Here is a 24,685-nt window from a genome sequence, read left to right as displayed (position 1 = left end):
CACACGGCAGGGCAGCGCGCCAATATAGTGCACGCATAAGGCGAGCCTGTGTAAGTCTCAGGTAAGGTTTGTATGCAATAATGGCAAATAGATTCGTCCCCTTTATTAGAGATCTATTGGGATCCTGCTGATGATTTCCACTTATCTTGGTTATACGATCGCAACCAGAGATATGGCGACCTCGCTCAACCAGGTGGCATCACAGTCGCAAAACAAGCGTTTGATCGACTATTACAACGCCAATATCGGCAAAGTAACCGATGTCGATGACTTCCTGAATGACTATCAGCTATACAGTTACGCCATGGAAGCCTACGGGCTTTCGGACATGACCTATGCCAAGGCCTTTATGAAACAGGTGCTGACCAGCGACCTCAGCGACTCCAGCAGTTTCGCAAATAAGCTGACCGATCCGCGCTACAAGCAGTTCGCGGCCGCGTTCAATTTCGGTACGGGCAGCACGAATACGGCACAGACCAGCACGCAGGAAGACGATCTCATCGGCCTTTATCAGCAGTCGTTTACGAATGAGGAGACGGCCGCGGCGACCGAAACGAACTACTACAGCCAGAATATCAGCTCCGTTAAGACGGTCGATGATCTCCTCGGCAACACTCGCCTGCGCAACTATGTGCTGCAGGCCTATGGCATCGACCCGACCTATGCGTCGAACTCCATTCTGAAGCAGATGCTGACGAGCGATCCCAGCGATCCCAACAGCTACGTCAATCAGAACGGCAGCGCCGCCGACAAGGCCCTGGTGGCGGAATTCAATTTCAATGCCGACGGCACGGTCAAGACATCGACGGCGGACAGCGATACGGCCTATTACGAGGCCAATATCGGCAAGATTACCTCCGTCGATCAGCTGACGTCCAATCCGCAGCTGTTCCAATACGTCAAGACGGCATTCGATATCCCCGCCTATATCACGGCCGATCAGTTCAACGCTTCGGCCGAGGATGCGGGTACGGCGACTTCGAACGGGCTGACGGATGTCATGGCCAAGTTCAACTTTGAGAGCGATGGAACAGTCGCCTCCGGCTCGCAGGCGCAGACCGCGGATCAGATCAGCGCCACGACGACAGCCTATACCGCAAACTATCCGAGAGGCCCCCAGACCCTCGGCCAGCAGGCCGATGTGATGAGCGCCTATAATTCCACCGTGCCCTCGTTCGTCACGAGCGTCGGTGCGGCCGACAATGACCTTTACTACAAGAACCACATCGGTTCGATCACCTCCGTCGACCAGCTGACCTCTGATACGCGCCTCTTCGACTACATCAGGCAGGCCTACAACATCGATCCGACGACGCCGGCGGTCGTCTTCAAGAATGCTTTCGGCGATCCGTCGACCGCCGCCATATTCGGCCTGACTGATGTCGTTTCGCAGTTCAATTTCCAATCGGACGGCACGCTCGCCTCCGGCCAAACCGCGCAGTCACAGGATGAGATCGACGCGGCCTCCAAGGCCTATATGAGCAGCTACCAGTCGTCGCAGTCGACGCTGACGACGGATGCCGTCAACAATTACAAGAACCGCATCTCCGACGTGAAGACCATCAAGGATTTCTTCACGAGCAACACCGCCGACAGCGATACCACCAACGACAGCGCGCCGGAACTCTACGAGATGGCGCTACGGGCTTATGGGATCAGCGAGAACGAAGTCACCAAGTCCCAGCTGACGAAGATCCTCGAAAGCGACCCCTACGATCCGAAGAGCTATGTCAATTCGCTGAAGGATCCACGCTTTACCGAGCTTGCCAAGGCCTTCAACTTCGACAGCAAGGGCAATCTGAAGGCGCCGATCCAGTCCCTGTCGCAGACGCAGGTCAACAGCTATATCTCCGATTATTCCAGCCGGACCACGGCCGGTCTGACGGGCGCCGAGCTGACCAAGGCGACCAGCGACGCCAAGGACGCCGGCACCTATTTTGCGACCAATATCGTCAAGGTCACCAGCCTCAAGGATCTGCTGGCCGACAGCAAACTGACCAATTTCATCCTGACTGCCAACGGCATCGATCCGAAGACCGTCGATACGGCCACGTTGAAGAAGGCGTTTGCTTCGGATCTGTCCGATTCGAAGAGCTTCATCAACACGGATGACGGTGCCAAGTTCAAGAGCATCGTCGAAGCGTTCAATTTCGACACCGACGGAAACCTGACCGACAGTAAGTTGGGCACGGCGCAAAACCAGGGCACGCTCGCCGCAACCAACGATCTTTACCTGCATCAGACGCTGGAAGATCAGGAAGGCGAGACCAATGCCGGCGTGCGCCTGGCCCTCTACTTCCAGCGCAAAGCGCCGGATATCAATTCGGTCTATGACATCATGGGCGATTCGGCGCTTTATGAGGTCATCACCACGACCTACAATCTGCCGAGCTCGATCTCCAACATGGATGTCGATACCCAGGCCAAGATGCTGAGCAAATTCGTCGACGTTACCGACCTGCAGGACCCCGACAAGGTCAACAAGCTGCTGCAGCGATTCTCCGCGATGTACGACCTCGAGAACAATACGACCTCCTCGACATCTCCGGCGCTTTCGATTCTCACCGGCTCCTCTTCCAGCGCCGGCATCAGCGCCGACACGCTGCTTTCCATCGCGCAACTGTCCTCGTCGCGATAGCAGGCTCCCGCAAAAAATTTAACCTGTCTCCTCGTCGCGGTTTCGCGCCGGTAAAGGACCGCCATGCGCTTGTTTCCGTGGGGTTTACCGGGATGCGCAGGGGTCGTTCGACCGGGGCGGGATGGCTGCTTTCCACAACGGCAGGAAGGAACTTATTAACCATCCTTGCCCTATTCGATTTGGGAAGCCAACGGCAATATCAATGACTGGGTTGCAGGTCTCATGCGTCTTTCCCGAACGACAGTTTCCAATGCGTCACAAGGCGTCCAGCCGGAGGGCGATCTCGACCCGGAGCAGGCAGCCGAAGAGGCGCGCCGGTCCGAGCAGATCGCCGCTCGCCGCGCGTTTCTGGAAGAGAAGATTCGCAACGCCCGCGAAGCCAAGCGCAAGGCTGAAGAACAGCGCCGCGCCGAGGAAAAGCGCCTTGCCGAAGAGGTGAGACGGCGCACCGCCGCCGCACCGCCGCCGGTCGTGGAAGCGCTGCAGGCAGCCGCCGCTACGAGCGAGCAGGAAATGGCCATTCTGCCGCAGGGAATCTCCGCGGAAGATCTCGCATCGCCCGGCTGGCAGAATGCCTTCCTGATGGGTCCGAACGTGCGCTTCACCCGCACGCGCGAAAACGAAATCATCAGCCGCCGTCCGCCGGCCGAGCCGAAGGCCGAAGTCAGGCCGCAGGTCTCCGCGCACGCTACCATGCGCGTGATGGAGTCGCCGGTCGTCGAGGCGGCTGCAACCCCGGCTGCAACCATTGTCGTTCCGCCCGCGCGGCAGGACGAGTTCCACCTGCCGCCGCTTGAGGACATGCCTTTTGCGGTCGGGGGCTACATGCCCTCACTAATTCAGAATTCTCCGGCAACCGAGCCGGACGCATTGGAGATGACCGTTATCGCTACCGCATTTTCGAAAGCTCCCGCGATCGCGCTGGATGCTTCCCCTGTACAGTCAAGTGTTCCCGAGTCCCTAGCCGCGCCTGTGGTCGAGTCGCGTCTTGTCCATCTTTCCGATTTCGCCTTCTGGGATGCGATGCCGTTCGACGGTGAGTTCGTCTCTGCCCTCAAGGGTGGGCCGAAGCAGCCGGCAATGCCGCCCAAGCCGGAAGTCGATGCCGAATCGATCATTGCGAAGTTCCGCGTCGTCGAGTGCCGCCGTCCGGCCGCCGCTGTCGAGGCACAACCCATTGTCGTGCCGTCTTCGGTCGCCGAAACGATTGCCCCCGTCGGAACCGCTTCCAGCTTACTGGAGGCAGATCTGAGCACGCCGGCCATGGACGAGCTTGCCGCGCTTGAGGCCGCCGTTCTGGCCCCGGTCGTCGAGGCGGACCCCGTCATCGTCGAAGCACCTGCGGCCGAGCCGCGGACCGTCGCGGAGCCGGCCGAAACATTCGTGCCGCCCGCTTTCGTAACCGCCGTCTATGGTGCCGAAGCTGAAACCCGGCCCGCGCCTGTCATGGTCGTGGCGCCGATGCCGACCAAGGCCGCCGCGCCGGCTGCTGCCCAACCGGTCGCCAAGGCTGCGCCGACGATCCCCGCGGTCGAAGCCGCCGCTCAGCGTTTGATCGACGCACCACCATCGCGGATCTCGCCGCGCCGGCCCGCATCGCTGACGCCGCCCGAATGGCGGCCGATCGCCCGCTCCGCTGACGGCGAATACGAGCTGCCGCCGCGCGAACTGCTACAGGAACCTGCCGTTCGTTCCGGCGTGATCATGACGCAGGAAACGCTGGAGCAGAATGCCGGCCTTCTGGAAAGCGTGCTGGAGGACTTCGGCGTCAAGGGCGAGATCATCCATGTCCGTCCAGGCCCGGTCGTCACCCTTTATGAGTTTGAGCCGGCGCCAGGCGTCAAATCCTCGCGCGTCATCAACCTCGCCGACGATATCGCCCGTTCGATGTCGGCTCTTTCGGCTCGCGTCGCCGTCGTTCCCGGCCGCAACGTCATCGGCATCGAACTGCCGAACGTCAACCGCGAGACCGTCTATTTCCGCGAGATGATCGATTCGCCCGATTTCGAGAAGAGCGGCTATAAGCTGGCGCTTGGCCTCGGCAAGACCATCGGCGGCGAGCCCGTCATCGCGGAGCTGGCGAAGATGCCGCATCTGCTGGTTGCCGGCACCACCGGCTCGGGCAAGTCGGTCGCGATCAACACGATGATCCTGTCGCTGCTCTACCGCATGACGCCGGAACAGTGCCGCCTCATCATGGTCGATCCGAAGATGCTGGAACTTTCCGTCTATGACGGCATCCCGCACCTCCTGACCCCCGTCGTCACCGATCCCAAGAAGGCCGTCATGGCGCTGAAATGGGCGGTGCGCGAGATGGAGGATCGCTACAAGAAGATGTCGCGCCTCGGCGTTCGCAACATCGACGGCTACAACAGCCGCGTTGCCTCCGCCAAGGAAAAGGGTGAGACGATCCACGTCATGGTCCAGACCGGCTTCGACAAGGGTACCGGTGCCCCGATCGAGGAAAGCCAAGAAATGGACCTGACGCCGATGCCCTATATCGTCGTCATCGTCGACGAGATGGCCGACCTGATGATGGTCGCCGGCAAGGAGATCGAAGGTGCGATCCAGCGTCTGGCGCAGATGGCGCGTGCCGCCGGTATTCACCTGATCATGGCAACGCAGCGTCCCTCGGTCGACGTCATCACTGGCACCATCAAGGCGAACTTCCCGACGCGCATCTCCTTCCAGGTCACGTCGAAGATCGACAGCCGCACCATTCTTGGCGAGCAGGGTGCCGAACAGCTCCTCGGCCAGGGCGACATGCTGCATATGGCCGGTGGCGGCCGCATCTCCCGCGTTCACGGTCCTTTCGTGTCCGATGAGGAAGTCGAGAAGGTCGTCGCTCACCTGAAGCTGCAGGGCCGTCCGGAATATCTCGACACCGTCACCGCCGACGAGGACGAAGAAGACGAGGAAGAAGATACCGCAGTCTTCGATAAGGGCGCGATTGCCTCGGAAGACGGCGACGATCTTTACGAGCAGGCGATCAAGGTGGTCATGCGCGACAAGAAGTGTTCGACCTCCTACATCCAGCGTCGCCTCGGCATCGGCTACAACCGCGCCGCCTCGCTCGTCGAGCGGATGGAAAAGGACGGTCTGGTCGGCCCCGCCAACCATGTCGGCAAGCGCGAGATCATCACCGGCAACCGCAATGGCGGCGGCAATTCGGGTCAGGACGATTTCGATTAGTATAATTGGGGGATGACATTGGCTGCGATAATCGCGGAGAGTGTGCACCCCCCTCTGTCCCTTTCGGGACATCTCCCCCACAGGGGGGGAGATTGGTGACCAGCGGCACATGCCTGCCTCAAACAAACGTCTCGCCCGCAGAAACCAAAATGCGCTGACTTAGTGAAGTGGTGCGACATACTCCCAACAATCTCCCCCTTGTGGGGGGATGTCCCGAAAGGGACAGAGGGGGGTATCGGACGCTCAGCAAACTCAGAGCTGGCTTCTCCTCAGGTGGAGGGCGTCAGATTGATCTCGATATTAAACCCGCTCAAGCTTGATGTGCGGCAGCGGCGGCAGCTCGACACGGATCGTATCGTCGCGCCGCACCCGGCCGCCCTGCGAGACGATGCCCATGATGCCGGCCTTGCGAACCAGTCCGCCATCGGCATCCTTATCGAGCACCGCATGCAGCAGGCCTTTCTGAAAGTTGTCGATCTGCTTGCAGGGATTGCGTAAGCCGGTCACCTCGACGATCGCTTCCTCGCCGATATGCAGGCGCGTGCCTTGAGGTAGGGAAAGCAGGTCGATCCCTCTGGTCGAGATATTCTCACCCATGTCGCCCGGCGCAACGGAAAATCCCTTTTCGGCTAGTTCGTCGAACAGCTCGTCATGGATGATATGCACCTGGCGCAGATTGGGCTGCGTCGGATCGACCGCGACGCGGGAGCGGTGCTTCACCGTCACCCCCATATGCGCATCTCCTTCCACGCCGAGCCCCGTCAGCAGTTGAATATGATCTCTGATCTGCTTGCTGAACTCGTGCACGCCGCTGCTGCTGACCGAGGTCACATATATGCGCTTGTCGCCCATGCCGAACCCTTCCATAAACAATCTGGATCTTTATAAATTGGTATATACCAATTTCAAGGTGACAGATTTGTGATGGATGAGAAAAATCAACGGGACGAAGGTGCAAAAGCTGTGGGAGGCTGGGCGACTGTTGCCGCCGAACTCAGACGCGCCATTGATGGGGGCCGGCATGCGCCGGGCAGCCGCCTGCCGAGCGAGCGTGCTTTGTCCGAACAATTCGGCGTCTCCAGGGTGACGATGCGGCGCGCGATTGCCGAGCTGGAGGGCGAGGGGCTCTTGCGCGTGGCGCGCGGCAGCGGCGCCTATGTCCGCGCCGACATGCCTGTCCGCTTCCAACTGGGCAACAAGGTGCGCTTCAGCAAGGATCTCACCGCGACGGATGCAAACCTCACCCGCAAGGTTCCTTCGGCAAGGGAAGTTCCGGCAACCGCCGATATTGCCGCGAGGTTGAACCTGCAGCCGGGCGATACTGTGCTGGAAATGTGCCTGGTCGCCTATGCCGACGCGCTTCCCGTCTCGGTCGTCATGCGCAGCTGCTCGGCAAAGCACTTTCCCGGCCTCGCGGAGAAATTCGCCGCAATGGGCTCGTTCACGGCGGCGCTGAAGGAGTACGGCGTGACGGATTATTGGCGCCGTTCCACCGACATCACGGCGCGCATGCCCACGGAAACCGAGGCGCGGCTTCTGCAGCAATCGCGCCTGACGCCCGTGCTTGCCTATGCCGGCGAAGACATCGATGCCGGTGGCACGGTCATTTCCTGCCAGGTCGGCTGCTTTGCTTCCGAGCGGGTCGTGGTGACCGTCTAGGATCAGACCTTGAGGACTTTCCCGGGATTCATGATCCCGGCCGGGTCGAAGGCCGTCTTGATCCGGCGCATCAGGTCCATCTCGATATCGGAGCGGATCGTCGCCAGCTCGTCGCGCTTCAGCTGGCCAATGCCGTGCTCTGCGGAGATCGAACCGCCGTGCTGTAGCACCAGCCCATGCACGATCTTGTTGATCTCGCGCCAGCGACCGATGAACTCCGCCTTGTCCGCGCCGACAGGCTGCGAGATGTTGTAGTGGATATTGCCATCGCCCATGTGGCCGAAGGCGCAGACGCGCGCGCCCGGCATGGCGGCGACAACGGCTTTTTCGGCTTCCGCCATGAATTGCGGGATCTGCGCCACCGGCACGGAAACGTCGTGCTTGATCGAGCCGCCTTCCGGCTTCTGCGCGTCGGACATGCTCTCGCGCATGTGCCAGATGGCCTTCTGCTGCGCCTCGGAGCTGGCGATGGTCGCATCCTGTATGAGGCCGTCCTCGTAGCCCTTTTCCAGCAGCGTCGTCATCATCCGCTCGGCCGTCTCAGTCGAATCCGAGGTGGAGATATCGATCAGCACATACCAGGGATGAGCCGTCTCCAGCGGATCGCGCACCCCCGGAATATGCCGTGTGGTGAATTCGACGCCGATGCGCGGCATCAGCTCGAAGCCGGTCAGTGCCGTGCCGCACAGGCTGGAGGCGTTCTTGAACAAGCTCAGCGCGTCATCGACCGATTGCAGGCCGGCAAAGGCGACCTGATGTCCGAGCGGTTGCGGAAAGAGCTTCAGCACCGCGCCGGTGATGACGCCGAGCGTGCCTTCGGCGCCGATGAAGAGATCGCGCAAATCATAGCCGGTATTGTCCTTCTTCAGCCGGCGCAATCCATTCCAGATTTCGCCCGTCGGCAGCACGACTTCGAGGCCGAGGCAGAGCTGGCGCATATTGCCATAGGCAAGAACGGCCGTGCCGCCGGCATTGGTGGAAAGATTGCCGGCGATGCGGCAGGAGCCTTCCGAGCCGAGCGAAAGCGGAAACATGCGGTCATGCTCCGCCACCGCCTTGTGGACATCGGCAAGAATGCAGCCGCCATCGACAACAATCGTATTGCCGACCGGATCGATGTCGCGCACCCGGTTCATGCGCTCCAGCGACAGGATGATATCGGAGCCTCCGTCGCGCGGTGTCTGGCCGCCGACAAGGCCGGTATTGCCGGTCTGCGGAACGATCGCCGCGCCGGTCTCGCTGGCAAGCTTGAGGATAGCGGAGACCTCCTCCACCGAACCGGGCTTTAGCAGCATGGGCGAAGCGCCGTGATAGAGCCCTCGATTTTCAACGAGATGCGGTGCGATCTCCGCCGGGCCCCGCACTGCATGTTTTTCGCCGACGATGGCGGCGAAGCGGTCAAGGAGGTCGGGAGAGGGGGCGGAGCTGCTCATGGCGTGTCCTTTACCGGATTTATTCTCTGGGCGCGGCGGCACGGCGCAGCCGATCGTTGATGGCCTCGCCGAGGCCCTCGTCGGGAATATGCGAAAAGGCAATGGTCGCAGCACCCGTAGCATCGGCGCGCTTCATGAAGTCGAAAAGGTTTGCGGCGGCCTCCGAAAGGTCGCCAGTGGCGCTCAGGTCCAGCACGGCGACGGCTTTATCGATGCCGGCAATCTCGGGCGTCCCGAAGCGGATCAGCGTCTCGTTTGCGGAGACATCCGTCGCGTCGAGCCGCACGGCAGCCCCCGGTGCGTAATGCGAGGCAAGCATGCCGGGTGCCTCAATGGCGGCCGAAGCCTTCTTCCTGCGCTTCAGCGGCTTGCCCGCCACCCGCTCGATCTCGCTTGCCGCAAGGCCACCGGGCCGCAGGAGGCGCAACTCGCCGTCCTCGACCTTGACGATGGTCGACTCTACGCCAACGATCGAGGCCCCGGCGTCGAGGATGAGCGTGATCCGCTCCCCGAGATCGTCATCGACATGATCTGCGCTGGTGGCGCTGATCTTGCCCGACGTATTGGCGCTCGGCGCGGCAAGCGGCCTGTCGAAGGCGCGGATCAGCTCGCCGGCAAAGCCCTGGGGCACGCGGATGCCGACCGTGTCGAGCCCGGCGGTCGCCAGCGGATGGATACCGCTATCGGGTCTGAGCGGCAGAACCAGCGTCAGCGGGCCGGGCCAGAAGGCCTCCGCCAGCTTGCGCGAGACGAGATCGAAGACCGCGTAGCGTTCCGCCATGGCGAGATCGCTCATATGGCAGATCAGCGGGTTGAAGCGCGGCCGCCCCTTCGTCTCGTAGATCCGGGTAATGGCTGTGGGATTGGTGGCATCGGCGGCGAGACCGTAGACCGTCTCCGTCGGCAGACCGATCGGCAGCCCTTCGGCAAGCGTTACCGTCGCAACCTCTATCGCCGTTTGCGGATGTTCGAGAATATCTATGTGTCGTGCCATGGCCTGCCTACTTGCAGTTCAGGCCGTTCTTATGCTCTTCGAGTTTTCGGATCAATCGTCAAAGCTGGCGAATGATGTCGCGAAGCTGCTCGTTGCGCGCGCCGAGCAGGAGAACATTGCGGATGGCGATCTGCGGATCGTGAGTGTGGAACAGCACGCCGTTGCCGCGAATGTCGCGATTGATCGTCAGCTTCTTATCTTCCGCTTGCCTGTCCGGATGGATGGCAACGGCGAAATACATCCGCGAATATTTCAGGCTGATGTCTTCGAAGAAGTTTTCTTCCTGGCCGATTCGGGCAAAGAAGTTGGCGATATAGAAGGCCCAGTTCACTTCCTCATATCGTGCGAACTGGGTCCGCGCGGCGGTAACGTGACAATAGCCGAGATGCGGCGTGTCCTTCAGCGTGTGATGAAAAATGAGTTTCGGAAAGCGGATGGACTTGTGGAAATTGTTGAGCCGGTCATGGGTCTTTTCACCGGCGTCCCGCAGCTTCAGCGCCGTGCGCTCGGCCACCTGCTCATGGCTGAGGTATTCCCGCTCTTCCGCCAGCCAATGCGGCCTGTTGCGGTTGATGCGGCCGGTACGCAGGAATTCGCTGTACCCCGTCGTCGATACCGCTGGCGCCGGTTCGGGCTCGGCGGGCTTCCCAGCGTCGAAATATCTGAGTTTGGCCATGCCGGATCTCGCTATAAAACTCTCTGGGCGTCATGATGGATCATGGAGCTTGAGCCGAGCTTAATCGCGCCGGAGCGACGGCTCTCGATGGCGGCTCTGCCGTCGCTCTCCGCCGCCCAATCATTCCCCTGATTATCAGCCGTTCGCGGATCTGTCGCAATCAAGATAAAGCGCCATTGGCGGAATGCGCATGCGATGCGCGGGCCATCTCCCATGCAAGCGCCTAAGAGATTGAATTGTCTCTCCATATTGTAACGACAGGCAACCGTCCCATCGTCCGGTTCCGTCTGTCGTCAATTTCGAAGCCGATGTCGCATTGCAGCACAGCGGCCGATCGGGCCGAGGGATATGATGAAATCAATCTCAAGGTGCCGTCTGCTAGGGAGACGGAGAATTGGGAAGCCGGTCAAAATCCGGCGCTGCCCCCGCAACGGTAGTGGAGTAAGGCATGGCGAATAAAGCCACTGGGTCGATCGACCTGGGAAGGTGCCATGGGGCCCTGGAAACAGGGCCGCTCCAGAGCCCGGAAACCAGCCTTGGGCACATATGGTTTACTGACCGCGGCGGGCGGTCGGGGCATTGCTTTGGGCTGTCTTCAACCAGCCACGCATGTCCTGCGCCCGTTTCCTGGTACTGCGAAGGATAGGCAAATGGATATTGGCAGCAAAGTTCTGCGGCAATTGAAGAACCACCGGACAGGTTTGAGCCTGGAGCAACCGTTCTATACCGATCCGGACTACTTCAAGCTCGATATGGAGACGATCTACTATCGCGACTGGCTGTTTATCGGCCATGATTGCGAAGTGCCGCGCGCGGGCAATTATTTCACCGTCCAGATCGGCGACTATCCAGTCGTGATCGTCCGCGGCCGCGATCAGGTCATCCGCGCCTTTCACAATAGCTGTCGCCATCGTGGCTCGCGCGTCTGCACGACCGAGCGCGGCTCCTCGGCAAAGCTTGTCTGCCCCTATCATCAGTGGACCTACGAGCTCGACGGCTCTCTGCTCTTTGCCCGCCAGATGGCCGAGGATTTCGACAAGAGCCAGCATTCGCTGAAGCCGGTTCATTGCGAAAGCGTCGGCGGCTACATCTTCATTTGCCTCGCGCAGAACGCGCCGGATTTCAAGCCGGTTCGCGCCGCGATCGAACCTTACATGGCACCGCATCGCATCAGCGAAGCCAAGGTTGCCTTCCAGAGCACCATCATTGAGAAGGGGAACTGGAAGCTCGTCTGGGAAAACAACCGCGAATGCTACCATTGCGCGGCCAATCATCCCGAACTTTGCCGCACTTTCCCGGAAGCGCCGACCGTGACCGGCGTGCAGGGCGCGATGAACGACCCCGTCATCACCGAACACTGGCAGCGCTGCGAAGCGGCCGGCCTGCCGAGCGAGTTCAAGATCTCGCCGGATGGACAGTTCCGCGCCGCGCGCATGCCGCTGATCGAGGGGGCCGAGAGCTACACCATGTCCGGCCAGAACGCCGTCAGGCGGCCGCTTTCGCCGGATGTGACGATCAACGGCATCGGCACGATGCTGCTGTTCCATTACCCGACGACGTGGAACCACATCCTCGGCGACCATGCGATTTCCTTCCGCGTCCTGCCGATCAGCGCCGACGAAACCGCCGTCACCACGAAGTGGCTCGTCCACAAGGATGCCGTCGAGGGCGTCGACTACAATCTCGAGGAGCTGACGCACGTCTGGACCGAAACCAACGATCAGGACCGCCGCATCGTCGAGGAGAATGCCTTTGGTATCCGCTCGCCGGCCTATGAGCCCGGCCCCTATTCGGAAATCCATGAAGGCGGCGTCATGCAGTTCGTCGAATGGTACACGACGTTCATGATCAACCGGCTGCAAGGCGACCAGGCCAAGCTGTCGGCGGTTGCCTGAGCATGAATATGACCGTCTCCCTTCCGCACCGCCACCTCGACCAGATGCAGCCCTGGAGCGACAGGCAGCATCTGCTCGAATGCCTCTCGGCAACGCCCGAAGCGCCCGACGTGATGACCTTCACGTTCCGGTCCGACAAGGACAACTGGTTCCGCTATCTGCCGGGCCAGTTCGTGACGCTGGAGCTGCCGACGGCTCCGGAGCCGGTCATGCGCACCTATACGCTGTCGTCGACGCCATCGCGGCCCTTCTCGGTCGCCGTGACGGTGAAGGCACAGAAGGACAGCATCGGCACCCGCTGGATGTTCGAGAACCTGAAGCCGGGCATGCGCATCAAGGCGTTCGGTCCGCTCGGCGATTTCAGCCATATCCGTCATCCCGGCGAAAAATATCTGTTCGTCTCCGCCGGCTCCGGCATCACGCCGATGATGTCGATGACGCGCTACATGGCTGATACCGCACCGCTGTCGGATATTACCTTCGTCAATTGCTCGCGCGGCCCGGCCGACATCATCTTCCGGTCCGAGCTCGAATATCTCGCCCGTTTCATGCCGAACCTCAATCTCGGCTTGATCGTCGAGGGCTGTGGCCGCACCGATCTCTGGTCCGGATTGAAGGGCCGCATCGACAAGGCGAAGATCGGCCTGCTGGCGCCCGATTTCATGGATCGGACCATCTTCTGCTGCGGCCCGGAAGTCTTCATGGATGCCGTGCGCTCCATGCTGGAGGCGCATGGCTTCGACATGTCGCGCTACCATCAGGAGAGCTTCCAGCCGGCGAATGCGGCAACGCCGCTTGCGGAGGTTTCCGACGATGCATCGGGTGAGGCCGCAACGACGATCCGCTTCACCATGGCCGGCAAGGATGTCGTTTGCGCGGCGGGGCAGACCGTGCTTCAGGCCGCGCGAGGCGCCGGCGTTCGCATCGGCGCGGCCTGTGAGTCGGGGCTCTGCGGCACATGCCGGGTGATGAAGCTTTCGGGCGAAGTCGAGATGAGCCACAATGGCGGCATCCTCGATGACGAGATCGAAGAGGGCTATATCCTCGCCTGCTGCTCCCGTCCGAAGACGGATGTCCAGGTCGAGGCCTAAAGCATGTCGCGCAAAATTGCGCAGCGGTTTTGCGGTAACGACATGCGCAAAATCAAAGACCCAAAGCGCGAAAGGCGAATCTGAAAGATTACGGCGCGCTTTAAAAATCCTGGTAGTTCAGCTCGTTGATCTCGACCGGCTTCGATTGCGGCGTTGACGCCGTGACGACTGGGTCGACGTCGACCATGAGCGAAACCAGCGTTTGTCGCGGCCCGTTGCATGTCGGCGCCTGTGCGATCATCAGATCGGGCGCGGGCAGCGGCTTGGCCGGCAGGAGATCGCCCTGCGGCCAGACCTTCGCGAGCTGAACTTGCGTCATCGGCACGACATTGACGTCGATATCAGTGAGCGTGCCCGGCACGCGATAGGGACAGCTCTTTTCGGAGCAATTGTCCGAAGAAGCGAACTGCCAGATGGCATAGCTGTCCCAGTTGCCGAGCGGGAAAGTGCCTTTCACATCGGGCTTGTAACGCGCGTACCACAAGGGGAGCCGCGACAGCAGCGGATAGGTGTCCCGATGATCGGCGATGTATCGCGCCGTGTTGTGGTTGATGTAGAGAATGGGGTAGCGCCCGGTCCTGACCTTGATGTGGGCAACGAAGATCTGGGCATCCTCCAGCGACATGAATTGCGCCGTGTCCATGCCATCTATGTCGAGCACCATCAGCTCGTCCGGCTGCGGATCGGCATAGTCGAGAAAATGATTGGCTTGATCGATCGGATTGCCGGGTCGCCCCAGATGATAGGCGCCCCATAATAGGCCATTCGTCTTTGCCAGCATGCGCCGCGTCTGGAACAGCTCGCGGCTGACAGCATATTTGCGCCACATCGTCCTGCAATGGGCCACCGTATCGCCGCCGTGGTCGCCGGTGCAGCTGAAGCTTTCGGGCAATCCGTCGGAGGCTTTGGAGATGAAGCCTGCGATCCGTTTGTCCTGCAGAAACGCGTTCCAGTCGATGGTGTTCAGCTCGTAAGCATCGACGATGAGGACATTTTTTGGATCGGTCCAGGGTTGGCTTTCGCCGGCCGAAGGCTTGGAGACCGGCCCCATGAGGGTCAGGATCGTCAGCAAGCCGCACATCAGGAGGTTACTCTTCCGGTATCCCTTCATGAAATAATAGTAAGGATTGCTGGTTAATCTTGGGTTAAGAATGCAATCACTATAAATTCATCGTGGAGCCCTGCATAACTCCTTAAATTGGTAGGGATTTGAGGAACTAAATAACGCGCTGCCGCGTTTCTTGTCGTTTACTCGGATATGCGACGAAGCAGGCGGCGAAACCTTGCTCGGGAAGCATTCCCGACATGAAACGCTATAGGCTTGAGTACCAAGTCGAACCAGGGAATGGAGATGAAAATGCTTGGTTTCCGTGCAAAAATCGCGACCGTCGCCGTCACGGCCGCCGTCGCTCTGACGAGCTTCACACCGTCTTTCGCCATGCAGATGCCCATGGCACCGATCGCCAGTCAGACCGTGCCCACCCAGGCGGCGCCCGGCAATGTCGAACAGGTTCAATGGCGTCACGGCGGCTACTATCGTCGTGGCTGGTATGGAGGCTATCGCGGCTATTCAGGCTACCGTCACGGTTATCGCTATCACGACGGCTATTGGTTCCCGCTGGCTGCCTTCGGCGCCGGCGCGCTTATCGGCGGCGCGATCGCCAGCCAGCCGCGTTACTATGCGCCGGCTCCGGCCCCGAGCGTCGGCATCAATCCGCGTCACGTTGATTGGTGCGAGTCGCGCTATCGCTCCTACCGTGCTTACGACAACACGTTCCAGCCGAACTACGGTCCGCGCCGCCAGTGCTACTCGCCGTATTTCTAAAGCAAATCCAGGAAAAGTGCTGAGCGGTTTTCCGTCCGGAATTGCAAAACAATCACAAGCCGTCCGGCCTATGCCGGGCGGCTTGTGCATGTTTCGACCTTAGAGAATGTTGACCCGCTTGAGCAGCCACCATGCCAGCAGCATGGAGGCGACGATGAAGCCGACGGCATATTCCGTACCACCCGCGCCGCCTGAAAGCGGCAGGTTCGAGGTGTTCATGCCGAAGAAGCCGGTCACCAGCGTCGGCGGCAGCAGAAACGCGGTCATGATCGACAGGATGTAGAGATGGCGGTTGATCTCGGATCCGAGCTTCGAGTCGATTTCTTCGTGCAGCAGCCTGGCTCGCTCCTGCAATGCATAGACATCGTGCTCGACTGCTTCGAGCCGGCCCGTCAAGCGCCCGGCAACATCCTCGAAACCGAGCGGCATTTCCTCGTCGTCGGAGGCGGCCGCATGGCGCATCAGCGACAGGACCGTGCGCAGATGCCGGTGCAGCCGCACGATCGTCCGCCGCACGGGCGGCAGCCGCGCGCGTTCGTCGCGTGACGTATTTCCGTGGACGAAGTCCTCAATGAGGTTGAGCTCTTCGCTGATCTCGATGACGATCGAAATCAGGGTGCGCTGGAATTCGACGACCAGCAGCTCGAAAATGTCGAGCGGCCGCGAAAACCTCGTGGCATTCTTGTCGATCAGCATTCGCACGCGATCCAGGCTGCGAAGCGGCTGCAGCCGGCTGGTGATGAGCATGCGGTCGGTCACGGCGAAATGCAGCCAGCCGATATCGTGCGTGTCTCTGGCAAAGTCGCGCTGAAAATCGACTAGCGTGCCGAAGAGCATCTGATCGTCGACGGTGACCGTCGCATGCGTCTCATGACTTGTCAGCGCTATGCGGGCAGCTTCATTCAGGCTCGGTGCATCCTCGAGAAAAGCCGGTACGCGTGCGTCGACAAGATTGAGATGCAGCCACAGGAAACCGTCATCCGTAAAGAGCGCTGAACGATCGGTATCGTCGGGCAGCCGTTCCGGCTTGGTTTCGCCTGGACGGAGACGATAGGCCCATATGAAGCCGGGTATCGTGTTGACTGACGTGATCGTGTTCATGGCCGTATCATTCGCGTTGTCCGAACAGTTGCCTTAGTCTTCGTTCATGACGATTGTTTATGCAAGTCCGCGCTTTGGTCGAATAATCGCGGCTGCGAGCGGCGATGTCACAGCCGCGCAGCGCGCGCAAGACGTATATGATGTCGGGGTTCGCGAGAGGGTGGAAATCAACATCTTTGCCGCTTCGATAAAATTGACGTTTACGTAAAAATAAACTAGCTATGACCACAGATGAGCGATGATCCGGGTGAGGCGGATCATTGCCGGCACCAATGCGGAGGAAGCAGCATGTACAAGGCGCCAGTCGAAGAAATCGCATTCACGCTGAAGCATGTCGCCGGCATGGAACGCGCGATGGAGGAGGGCATCCTCGGCGATCTGAGCGCCGATGTCGTCGATGCCATTCTGTCGGAAGCCGGCCGTTTTGCCGGAGATGAGATGGAGCCGCTTGCCGAGATCGGTGACCGGCAGGGCGCGCGTCTGGTCGATGGCAAAGTGGTGCTTCCCGATGGATGGGAGAAACTCTATCGCGATTGGATCGCCGGTGGTTGGAACGGCTTGACCGCGCCCGAGGAATTCGGCGGGCAGGCCCTGCCGCATATGTTGAATGTCGCGACGCTGGAAATGTGGAACTCGGCTTCCATGGCATTCGGCCTTGCGCCGACGCTGACCATGGGAGCGGTCGAGGCACTGATTGCCCATGGCAGCGACGACCTCAAGAAGACATATCTGGAAAAGCTCGTATCGGGGCAATGGTCAGGCACGATGAACCTGACGGAGCCGCATGCCGGCTCCGACGTCGGGGCGCTGCGCACCCGCGCCGAACGCCGCGACGACGGCACCTATCGCCTGTTCGGCCAGAAGATATTCATCACCTGGGGCGATCACGAGGCGGCGGAGAATATCGTCCATTTCGTCCTCGCCCGTCTTCCGGATGCACCGGCCGGCACGCGCGGCATTTCGCTGTTCCTCGTGCCGAAATTCCTTGTCAACGACGATGGCTCGCTCGGCGCCCGCAATGACTATTTCGCCCATTCGCTCGAGCACAAGCTCGGCATCCATGGTTCGCCGACCTGCACGATGATCTACGGCGATGGCAAATACGGGCCGGAGAACGGCGCCGTCGCCTGGCTCGTCGGTGAGGAGAACAAGGGCCTCGCCTGTATGTTCACCATGATGAACAATGCGCGTCTTGCCGTCGGCATCCAGGGGGTTGCGATTGCCGAGGCTGCGACGCAGAAAGCCATTGCCTATGCCAGGGAGCGCACCCAGGGCCGCGCGCCGGGCACGACCTCGTCGGGCATGAGCCCGATCATCGAGCACCCCGACGTTGCGCGCATGCTGCTGACGATGAAAGCCTTGACGCAGGGCTCGCGCGCCATCTGCTACGCCTGCGCCGAGGCGATCGACATGTCGCATCGCGATCCGCAGAGGGGCAGCTTTTGGCAGGAACGCGCCGCATTGCTGACGCCGGTCGCCAAGTCCTTCTCCACCGACGCCGGCGTCGATGTCGCCTCGCTCGGCATTCAAGTCCATGGCGGCATGGGTTTCATCGAGGAGACCGGTGCGGCGCGGCTGCTGCGTGATGCTCGTATCGCACCGATCTATGAGGGTACCAACGGCATTCAGGCGATCGATCTGGTGACGCGCAAGCTGACGATCGCCAATGGCGATCATGTGCGTGGCTTCATCGCCGAATTGCTTGAGATCGCCGATACGGTCGCAAAATCCAATCTCGAAGGTTTCGGCGAGACCGCGTCGCGGCTGCAGGCGGCCATTGCCGATCTCGAGAAGGCGAGCGACTGGCTTTTGTCGAGGCAGGCCGAGGGCGCCGTCGCTGAAGCGCTGGCGGGCGCCACACCCTACCAGCGGCTCTTCGGACTGGTGCTGACCGGAAGCTATCTGGCCAAGGGAGGCCTCGCCGATGCGGGAGACGGCGAAGGGGGCAAGCGCATCGCGCTTTGCCGCTTCGCCGCCGAGAACCTCCTGGCCGAAACCGCCGCCCTTGCCGACCGTGTCATTGCCGGAGCCGGCAGCCTCGAAGCCGCCCGCATCGCGCTTGCCTAAGGACATATGATGACCGACCATATCCTCATCGAACGCCCCGAAACCGCGCCGAAGGTCCAGATCATCCGGTTCAACCGGCCGGAAAAGAAGAATGCCATCACCCGCGCCATGTATCAAACCATGACCGAGGCGTTGAAGGCGGCTGAGGATGCGCCGGACATCCGCGTTCATGCCTTCCTCGGCACGGAAGGCTGCTTCTCGGCCGGCAACGACCTGGCCGATTTCCTTGCCTTCGCCATGAGCGGCAACATGGGACGCGAAGTGATTGATTTTCTCGTCGCGCTGGCGAGCACGAAGAAGCCGGTCGTCTCCGGCGTCGATGGCCTGGCGATCGGCATCGGCACGACGATCCATCTGCATTGCGACCTGACGGTTGCCTCCGATCGCAGCCTGTTCAAGACACCCTTCGTCGATCTCGCGCTCGTTCCCGAAGCAGCCTCGAGCCTGCTTGCTCCGCGCGTCATGGGGCATCAGCGCGCCTTCGCCCTGCTTGCGCTGGGTGAAGGCTTTTCAGCTTTGGAAGCAAAAGAAGCCGGCCTCATCTGGAAGGTGACAGCACCGGAAGCGGTAGAGGCCGAAGCACTGTCGCTGGCCGTTAAGCTCGCCGCCAAACCACCCGAGGCTTTGCGGATCGCGCGCGACCTGATGCGCGGCCCCCCGGATGCCGTCCTCGATCGAATCCAGAAAGAGGCCGAGCATTTCGCCGCCCAGCTGAAAAGCGCCGAGGCCCGCGCGGCTTTCGAGGCCTTTATGAAGCGGTGAAGCTCAACCCGCCCTCAAGAGAACTACTTCTCCAGTGCCGCAACCACTTCGACATGCGAGGTCCACAGGAACTGGTCGATCGGTGTCACCCGCGTGATGCGGTAACCGCCTTCGACCAGCAGGGCTAGATCGCGGGCGAGTGTCAGCGGATTGCAGGAGACGGCGACGATCTTCTTGACCTGGGAACGGGCAAGTTCCTTGCTCTGGAATTGCGCGCCCGCGCGCGGCGGGTCGAAGACGACGGCGTCGTAGGCTTTCAGCTCCTGCGTCATCAACGGACGGCGGAAGAGATCGCGGCGTTCGACGGTCACGGGCTTCAGCCCCTGTATGGTGCGTGCGGCCTGGTCGAGTGCCGCGAGCGGCTTTTCCTCGCTTTCCACCGCATGCACTCGCCCAATCCGCGCCAGGCGAAGCGAGAAGGTGCCGCTGCCGGCAAAGAGGTCGGCGACACGCTTTGCCTTGCCGACATGGGCTGCAACCAGCTCGGCCATGGCGTCCTCGGCCTGCTTCGTCGCCTGTGTGAAGGCGCCCGGCGACGGAGAGACCGGCACGCCGCCGAAATCGATGATCGGCTTCGCCGGCTCCACAAGAATCTCGCCGTTCAGCGAAAGACGGGCAATGCCGCGAAGCGACAGCACGGTTTCGATCGTGCTGCGGCGCTGCTTGTCAGAAAGCGACTTGATGCCGTCGACGGCGAGATCGAGGCCTGTCTGCGTCTCCAATACCGAGATGCGGAAGGCTTCGGCGTTGATGGCGATCGCCGCCGCGATCGTCTTGATCGCCGGCAAGCGGGCCATGATGCCGGCCGAAGCAATGGGACATTCCTCGATGGCGACGATATGATGGCTTTCGGCCTGGTTGAAGCCGATCAACATGTCCTTTTCGGTGTTGCGCGCGGCGAAGACGACCCTGCGGCGCTCGCCAGGATGCGCGGCGACGATATCGTCCACCTCGGGCGTCAGGCCTTTCGAGCGCAGTGCATCGATGACGAGCTGGCGCTTGAAGGCGCGGTAGGGTGCGTCGGCATAATGCTGGAGGGTGCAGCCGCCGCAGGTACCGTTGACGCCGTCCGGACCGAAGTGCCGACAGTGCGGTTCCTGCCGGTCCGGCGAGGCAGACGCGATCGACATCAGCGTGCCCTGGCTCTTCATCCGCGCGATGGCGACGCTTTCGCCGGGCAGCGTGAAGGGCACGTAGATCGGGCCATCGGCGCCCTGCGCGATACCGTCGCCCTGGGCGCCGAGCTTCTGGATGGTGACGTTTTCAGTGCTCATGGCTTGATCCCTGCGAGAAGAAATTCATGGTTGCCGTCGCCGCCTGCGATCGGCGAGGCGATGAGGCCGAGGCTGCGCCAGCCCATGTCTTCGGTGAACCAGCGCTCGAGTTCGGCCGCAACCGCCGGAGCGGAGGAGGGGTCCTTCAAGAGGCCGGCCTTGCCGATCGCATCGCGACCCGCCTCGAATTGCGGCTTTACGAGCAGCACCGCCCGCGCGCCGGCTTCGGCAAGCCCAAGCGCCGGCGTGAGAGCCAGCTTCAGCGAAATGAAGGAGACATCGGAAACGACGAAGGAGAAAGGTGCGCCGATATCCTCTGTCGTCAAGTTGCGTGCGTTCAGCCCCTCGATATTGGTCACGCGCGGATCGGCCGCTATGCGCGGATGCATCTGGTCGTGACCGACGTCGATCGCCGTCACACGCGCGGCACCCCGCTGCAGCAGCACTTCGGTGAAGCCGCCCGTCGATGCGCCGACATCGAGACAGTGCTGCCCGCGCGGATCGAGGCCGAAATGGTCGAGTGCCGCCACCAGCTTCAATGCCGCGCGCGAGACGTAATCCTGCGCCGGATCATCGATGCTGATCTGTGCGTCTTCGGTGAATAGCGCACCCGGCTTTGTCACGACCTTGCCGTTCACGGTCACCGTGCCGCGCTGGATCGCATCGCGAGCGCGCGAGCGGCTGGCGAAGAGAGAAAGGGTGACGAGAAGCTGGTCGAGGCGTTGCGGTTCGGACATGGGCTGTCCATGCCGGGCAATGCGTTATGTTGCAAGCCTTTTATGCTGATATCGGCGTTGACGCCGGATCGCAACCGGCCATAATCGCCGCAATCAACAGGCGAGGGGCATCATGCGAAAGATCGGTGGCTATGCGGCGCTAATGGCGATGTTCGCCGTTCCGGCTATGGCGAATGACACCATGGCCGAGCTGAGAACGGGCGGTCTCGCCTATGTCCGCACCGGCGATATCAGCATGGCGCAGGAAAAGCTGTTCATTTCGGCAGAGCAGGTCCGCGTCGATTACATCTTCGAAAACACCTCAGACAAGGATGTCGAAAGCGTCGTCGCCTTTCCCATGCCCGATATCAAGGGTGACATAGACAGCATGGTCGACGCCGGAAATGTCGACGCCGACAATTTCCTCGGCTTTACCGTGCTGCAGGACGGCAAGCCCATTGTGCCGACCCTGCAGCAGCGCGTATCGGTTGCCGGCGTCGACATGACGGATGAGTTGAATGCTCGCGGCATCCCGCTGCTGCCGCTGAGCAAGGCGGCGACGGAGGCCGTCGCCAAGCTGCCCGCCGACGTGCTCGATGATTGGACGGCCCGCGGCCTGATCGCCGATGACGAATACGACACGGACGGCCAGGGCATGAAGCATCACCCGACGCCGATGTGGACGCTGCATACCACCTATTGGTGGCGCACGAAGTTCCCGGCCAAGGCCAGGATCGCGGTCGAGCATCGCTACAAGCCCAGCGTCGGCGGCACTGTCGCCATCACCTTCGCTGGCGAGGAAGACTATCAGAAGCAGCAGCTGCAGACCTATCGCGCCAAGTACTGTCTCGATGAACCCTTCCTCAAGACGGCGGTCAAGCTCGCTGCCGCAGCCGACAAGGGCGGACGCGGCTACACCGAAAGCTGGATCTCCTACGTGCTGACGACGGGTGCCAACTGGTCCGGTCCGATCAAGCATTTCGAGCTGACGGTCGATAAGGGCAGCCCCGACAATTACATCAGCTTCTGCGGCAAGGACGTGAAAAAGATCGGCGCGACCACCTTCCAGATGGCGGCGCAGGATTTCTATCCCGAACACGATTTGGATATCCTCATTCTCGCTGCCGTGCCGGTGAATTAGGGCTGTTTGAAGGAGGGTGCGCGGTCGTTCGACTGCACTTCAATGCGGCCTCGCGCAATTAAATAAATTTAAAGTCCAAGTCTCTACTGATGCCTGTGATTGCGGTGATCCATTTCGAGGTCATCGCCTGCCATGAAGGCTTCGCGCGTCTGCGTCCCAATCATGCCCCTCCGTGAATTCTCCGAGCAACGGCCGCGTCCCCTCCCAAGCGCGTCCGATGATGCTCGCCAGGACCGGCGCTCAGGAGGCGCTCGCCCATGTTTGCGAAAAAACTCTCGCTGAATGGCAAGCTTGCCATCACGTTTACGGCGCTGATCGCCGTCTTCGCCTGCGTTTCCGCATTCGTCTATTCCAAGGAAGAAGTATCTGCCGGTGCTGCCCTCGAGCAGGCCAAGTCGCAGCAGCTCGTCAGCCTGATCGACGATTCCCTGCAGGCCATGTTGGAACAGGCGGTCAATCTGCGCGGCTTCCTGCTGCTGCGCAGCGACAGCACCTATGGCGATGTCTTCAACAATCGCGAACGGATGTTGAAGAGCATCGCCGCGGCCAAGCAGGCCGCCGCCGATTCACCGGATCTGCTGCAGGCCATCGACAACATGCAGAAGGCGGCCGATCTTTATTTCCATCAGCTTGCGGAGCCGCAGACCAAGGCCCGCAAGGAAACCGATATGCCGCTCGACCAGATCGTCAAGATCGGCCAGAACGAGACCAAGGGCCAGCTCGATGGCTTCCGCGACGCTGCCGCCAAGATCAAGCAGGCCGCCCGTGCCAAGGCCAGCGACCTGGCAGCCATGCAGGACGACGCCAACGGCGATCTGCGCCTGACGCTGATCGTCGGCGGCATCTTTGCCTCGTTCGCAGCCGCCGTGCTTGCCTGGCTGTTGTCGCGCCTCATCGTTCGCCCGATCGTCGGCATGACGGCTGCGATGGGCCGGCTGGCGAACGGCGAGCATGATGTCGAAGTTCCGGCGGTCGGCCGTGGCGACGAAGTCGGCCGCATGGCCGATGCCGTCCTGGTCTTCAAGCAGGCGGGGATCGAAAAGCTGCGTCTCTCGGGCGAAACCGAGCGCATGCGCGGCGATGCCGAGCGCGAGCGTCAGATGAACGATGAGCAGAAGGCGCGCGAAGAGGGCGAAATCCGCTTTGCCATGGAAGCGCTCGCGGACGGCCTCTCCGCCCTGTCTTCCGGCAATGTCGCCACCCGCCTGCGCAATAGCTTCGCGCCGCAGTTCGACAGCGTCCGCGCCGACTTCAACAATGCGGTGGAAAAGCTGGAAGCCGCTCTGCAGTCCGTCGGTCGCAATGCCTCCGCCATCAATGCTGGCGCCGACGAGATCCGCTCGGCCGCCGACGATCTGGCGCACCGCACCGAGCAGCAGGCTGCCGCAGTCGAGGAAACGGCCGCCGCACTGGAGCAGGTCACTATAACGGTTCGCGACTCCGCCAAGCGCGCCGAAGATGTCGGCCATCTCGTCGAGCGCGCCCGCCTCGGCGCGGAACGCTCCGGCGAAGTGGTGCGCAATGCCGTCTCGGCCATGCAGCAGATCGAAAAGTCCTCGGGCGAGATCAGCAACATCATCAGCGTCATCGACGATATCGCCTTCCAGACCAACCTGCTGGCGCTGAATGCCGGTGTCGAGGCCGCCCGCGCCGGCGAGGCCGGCAAGGGCTTCGCCGTCGTTGCCCAGGAAGTGCGCGAGCTCGCCCAGCGCTCCGCCAATGCCGCCAAGGAGATCAAGGCGCTGATCACGACATCGAGCGATCAGGTCAACACCGGCGTCTCGCTGGTCGGCGAAACGGGCAAGGCCCTCCAGTTGATCGTCTCCGAAGTGCAAGAGATCAACCGCCATGTCGGCGCGATCGTCACCGCGACCCGCGAACAGTCGACCGGCCTGCAGGAGATCAACACGGCCGTCAACAACATGGATCAAGGCACGCAGAAGAATGCCGCCATGGTCGAGGAACAGACGGCCGCAAGCCATGCGCTCGCCCGCGAAGCCGCGGCACTCAACGAGCTGTTGCGGCAATTCCGCCTCGGCGATGCCGTTCAGGCCGTATCCGCGCGTCCGGTCGCGGCGACAGCACGTTCGAGGCCGGCTGCGTCTCCGGCCCGTGCCCTTGGGCGCACCGTCGCCAAGGCTTTCGGCGGCAAGGCAACGGCGACGACTGCCGCCGCCGCCCGTGACGATTGGGAGGAGTTCTGATTGACGAACACCTTCTC

The 24,685-nt window shown here is 61.4% G+C and carries 18 protein-coding genes and 1 riboswitch; of the genes, 10 read left to right on the top strand and 8 right to left on the bottom strand.

What is annotated here, in order from left to right; all coding sequences use genetic code 11:
- Nucleotides 1-130 precede the first annotated feature (130 nt).
- Nucleotides 131-2,638 carry a DUF1217 domain-containing protein gene (locus HGP16_RS15090; protein WP_168840845.1) on the top strand — a complete coding sequence of 836 codons (2,508 nt, stop codon included), beginning with the start codon at nt 131-133 and terminating at the stop codon, nt 2,636-2,638.
- Between the two features lie 222 nt (nt 2,639-2,860).
- A complete protein-coding gene (locus HGP16_RS15085; RefSeq protein WP_205926573.1) occupies nt 2,861-5,830 on the top strand; it encodes a DNA translocase FtsK in 2,970 nt (989 codons plus the stop codon).
- A 300-nt stretch (nt 5,831-6,130) separates the two neighbouring features.
- Here the strand turns inward: HGP16_RS15085 and HGP16_RS15080 are convergent, their stop codons facing one another.
- Nucleotides 6,131-6,682: an MOSC domain-containing protein gene (locus HGP16_RS15080; protein WP_168840843.1), complete on the bottom strand. Its 552-nt coding sequence runs from the start codon at nt 6,680-6,682 to the stop codon at nt 6,131-6,133.
- Nucleotides 6,683-6,754: 72 nt separating this feature from the next.
- On the opposite strand from HGP16_RS15080, the gene phnF reads away from it, so the two are divergent.
- Nucleotides 6,755-7,489 (top strand): phosphonate metabolism transcriptional regulator PhnF, encoded by a 735-nt coding sequence (gene phnF, locus HGP16_RS15075; protein WP_168840842.1) that lies wholly within the window; start codon nt 6,755-6,757, stop codon nt 7,487-7,489.
- A gap of 2 nt (nt 7,490-7,491) precedes the next feature.
- Here phnF and HGP16_RS15070 read toward each other — a convergent pair whose 3' ends face one another.
- From HGP16_RS15070 to HGP16_RS15060, 3 genes are read right to left on the bottom strand one after another with little or no spacing between them, the layout of a single operon-like run.
- Nucleotides 7,492-8,922, bottom strand: coding sequence for an FAD-binding oxidoreductase (locus HGP16_RS15070; protein WP_168840841.1), 1,431 nt, complete (start codon nt 8,920-8,922; stop codon nt 7,492-7,494).
- Between the two features lie 19 nt (nt 8,923-8,941).
- Nucleotides 8,942-9,916 carry an L-threonylcarbamoyladenylate synthase gene (locus HGP16_RS15065; RefSeq protein WP_168840840.1) on the bottom strand — a complete coding sequence of 325 codons (975 nt, stop codon included), beginning with the start codon at nt 9,914-9,916 and terminating at the stop codon, nt 8,942-8,944.
- 58 nt (nt 9,917-9,974) lie between these two features.
- On the bottom strand, nt 9,975-10,592 hold the full coding sequence (locus tag HGP16_RS15060; protein ID WP_168840839.1) for a DUF6656 family protein: 618 nt from the start codon (nt 10,590-10,592) through the stop codon (nt 9,975-9,977).
- A 349-nt stretch (nt 10,593-10,941) separates the two neighbouring features.
- Nucleotides 10,942-11,146: riboswitch (cobalamin riboswitch) on the top strand.
- A 96-nt stretch (nt 11,147-11,242) separates the two neighbouring features.
- On the opposite strand from HGP16_RS15060, the gene HGP16_RS15055 reads away from it, so the two are divergent.
- A complete protein-coding gene (locus HGP16_RS15055) occupies nt 11,243-12,487 on the top strand; it encodes an SRPBCC family protein (protein ID WP_168840838.1) in 1,245 nt (414 codons plus the stop codon).
- 2 nt (nt 12,488-12,489) lie between these two features.
- Nucleotides 12,490-13,578 carry a hybrid-cluster NAD(P)-dependent oxidoreductase gene (locus tag HGP16_RS15050; RefSeq protein WP_168840837.1) on the top strand — a complete coding sequence of 363 codons (1,089 nt, stop codon included), beginning with the start codon at nt 12,490-12,492 and terminating at the stop codon, nt 13,576-13,578.
- A gap of 100 nt (nt 13,579-13,678) precedes the next feature.
- On the opposite strand, the gene HGP16_RS15045 is transcribed toward HGP16_RS15050, so the two are convergent.
- A complete protein-coding gene (locus HGP16_RS15045) occupies nt 13,679-14,629 on the bottom strand; it encodes a glycoside hydrolase family 25 protein (protein WP_409526845.1) in 951 nt (316 codons plus the stop codon).
- Nucleotides 14,630-14,935: 306 nt separating this feature from the next.
- On the opposite strand from HGP16_RS15045, the gene HGP16_RS15040 reads away from it, so the two are divergent.
- The gene (locus HGP16_RS15040; RefSeq protein ID WP_168840835.1) at nt 14,936-15,403 is read left to right on the top strand and encodes a BA14K family protein; all 468 of its coding nucleotides are present in this window, start codon (nt 14,936-14,938) and stop codon (nt 15,401-15,403) included.
- 99 nt (nt 15,404-15,502) lie between these two features.
- Here the strand turns inward: HGP16_RS15040 and HGP16_RS15035 are convergent, their stop codons facing one another.
- On the bottom strand, nt 15,503-16,504 hold the full coding sequence (locus HGP16_RS15035; protein WP_168840834.1) for a transporter: 1,002 nt from the start codon (nt 16,502-16,504) through the stop codon (nt 15,503-15,505).
- A 288-nt stretch (nt 16,505-16,792) separates the two neighbouring features.
- Between HGP16_RS15035 and HGP16_RS15030 the strand changes: the two genes are divergently transcribed.
- Complete coding sequence (locus HGP16_RS15030; protein WP_168840833.1) at nt 16,793-18,571, top strand: acyl-CoA dehydrogenase; 1,779 nt, start codon at nt 16,793-16,795, stop codon at nt 18,569-18,571.
- Between the two features lie 9 nt (nt 18,572-18,580).
- On the top strand, nt 18,581-19,333 hold the full coding sequence (locus HGP16_RS15025; RefSeq protein WP_168840832.1) for a crotonase/enoyl-CoA hydratase family protein: 753 nt from the start codon (nt 18,581-18,583) through the stop codon (nt 19,331-19,333).
- Nucleotides 19,334-19,356: 23 nt separating this feature from the next.
- Here the strand turns inward: HGP16_RS15025 and HGP16_RS15020 are convergent, their stop codons facing one another.
- Entirely contained in the window at nt 19,357-20,607 is a 1,251-nt protein-coding gene (locus HGP16_RS15020; protein WP_168840831.1) for a class I SAM-dependent RNA methyltransferase, read from the bottom strand.
- Entirely contained in the window at nt 20,604-21,344 is a 741-nt protein-coding gene (locus HGP16_RS15015; RefSeq protein ID WP_168840830.1) for a TlyA family RNA methyltransferase, read from the bottom strand. The genes HGP16_RS15020 and HGP16_RS15015 overlap by 4 nt, the downstream gene beginning before the upstream one ends.
- A gap of 112 nt (nt 21,345-21,456) precedes the next feature.
- Between HGP16_RS15015 and HGP16_RS15010 the strand changes: the two genes are divergently transcribed.
- Both HGP16_RS15010 and HGP16_RS15005 read left to right on the top strand, forming a co-directional pair.
- On the top strand, nt 21,457-22,464 hold the full coding sequence (locus HGP16_RS15010) for a DUF4424 domain-containing protein (protein ID WP_168840829.1): 1,008 nt from the start codon (nt 21,457-21,459) through the stop codon (nt 22,462-22,464).
- Nucleotides 22,465-22,721: 257 nt separating this feature from the next.
- Nucleotides 22,722-24,668 (top strand): methyl-accepting chemotaxis protein, encoded by a 1,947-nt coding sequence (locus HGP16_RS15005; protein WP_168840828.1) that lies wholly within the window; start codon nt 22,722-22,724, stop codon nt 24,666-24,668.
- Nucleotides 24,669-24,685 lie beyond the last annotated feature (17 nt).

The organism is Rhizobium sp. P40RR-XXII (assembly GCF_012641405.1).
In the GTDB taxonomy this organism is placed as follows: domain Bacteria; phylum Pseudomonadota; class Alphaproteobacteria; order Rhizobiales; family Rhizobiaceae; genus Rhizobium.
The sequence above is the reverse complement of the archived record's forward strand: the minus strand, read 5'-3'. Positions and strand labels throughout refer to the sequence as shown.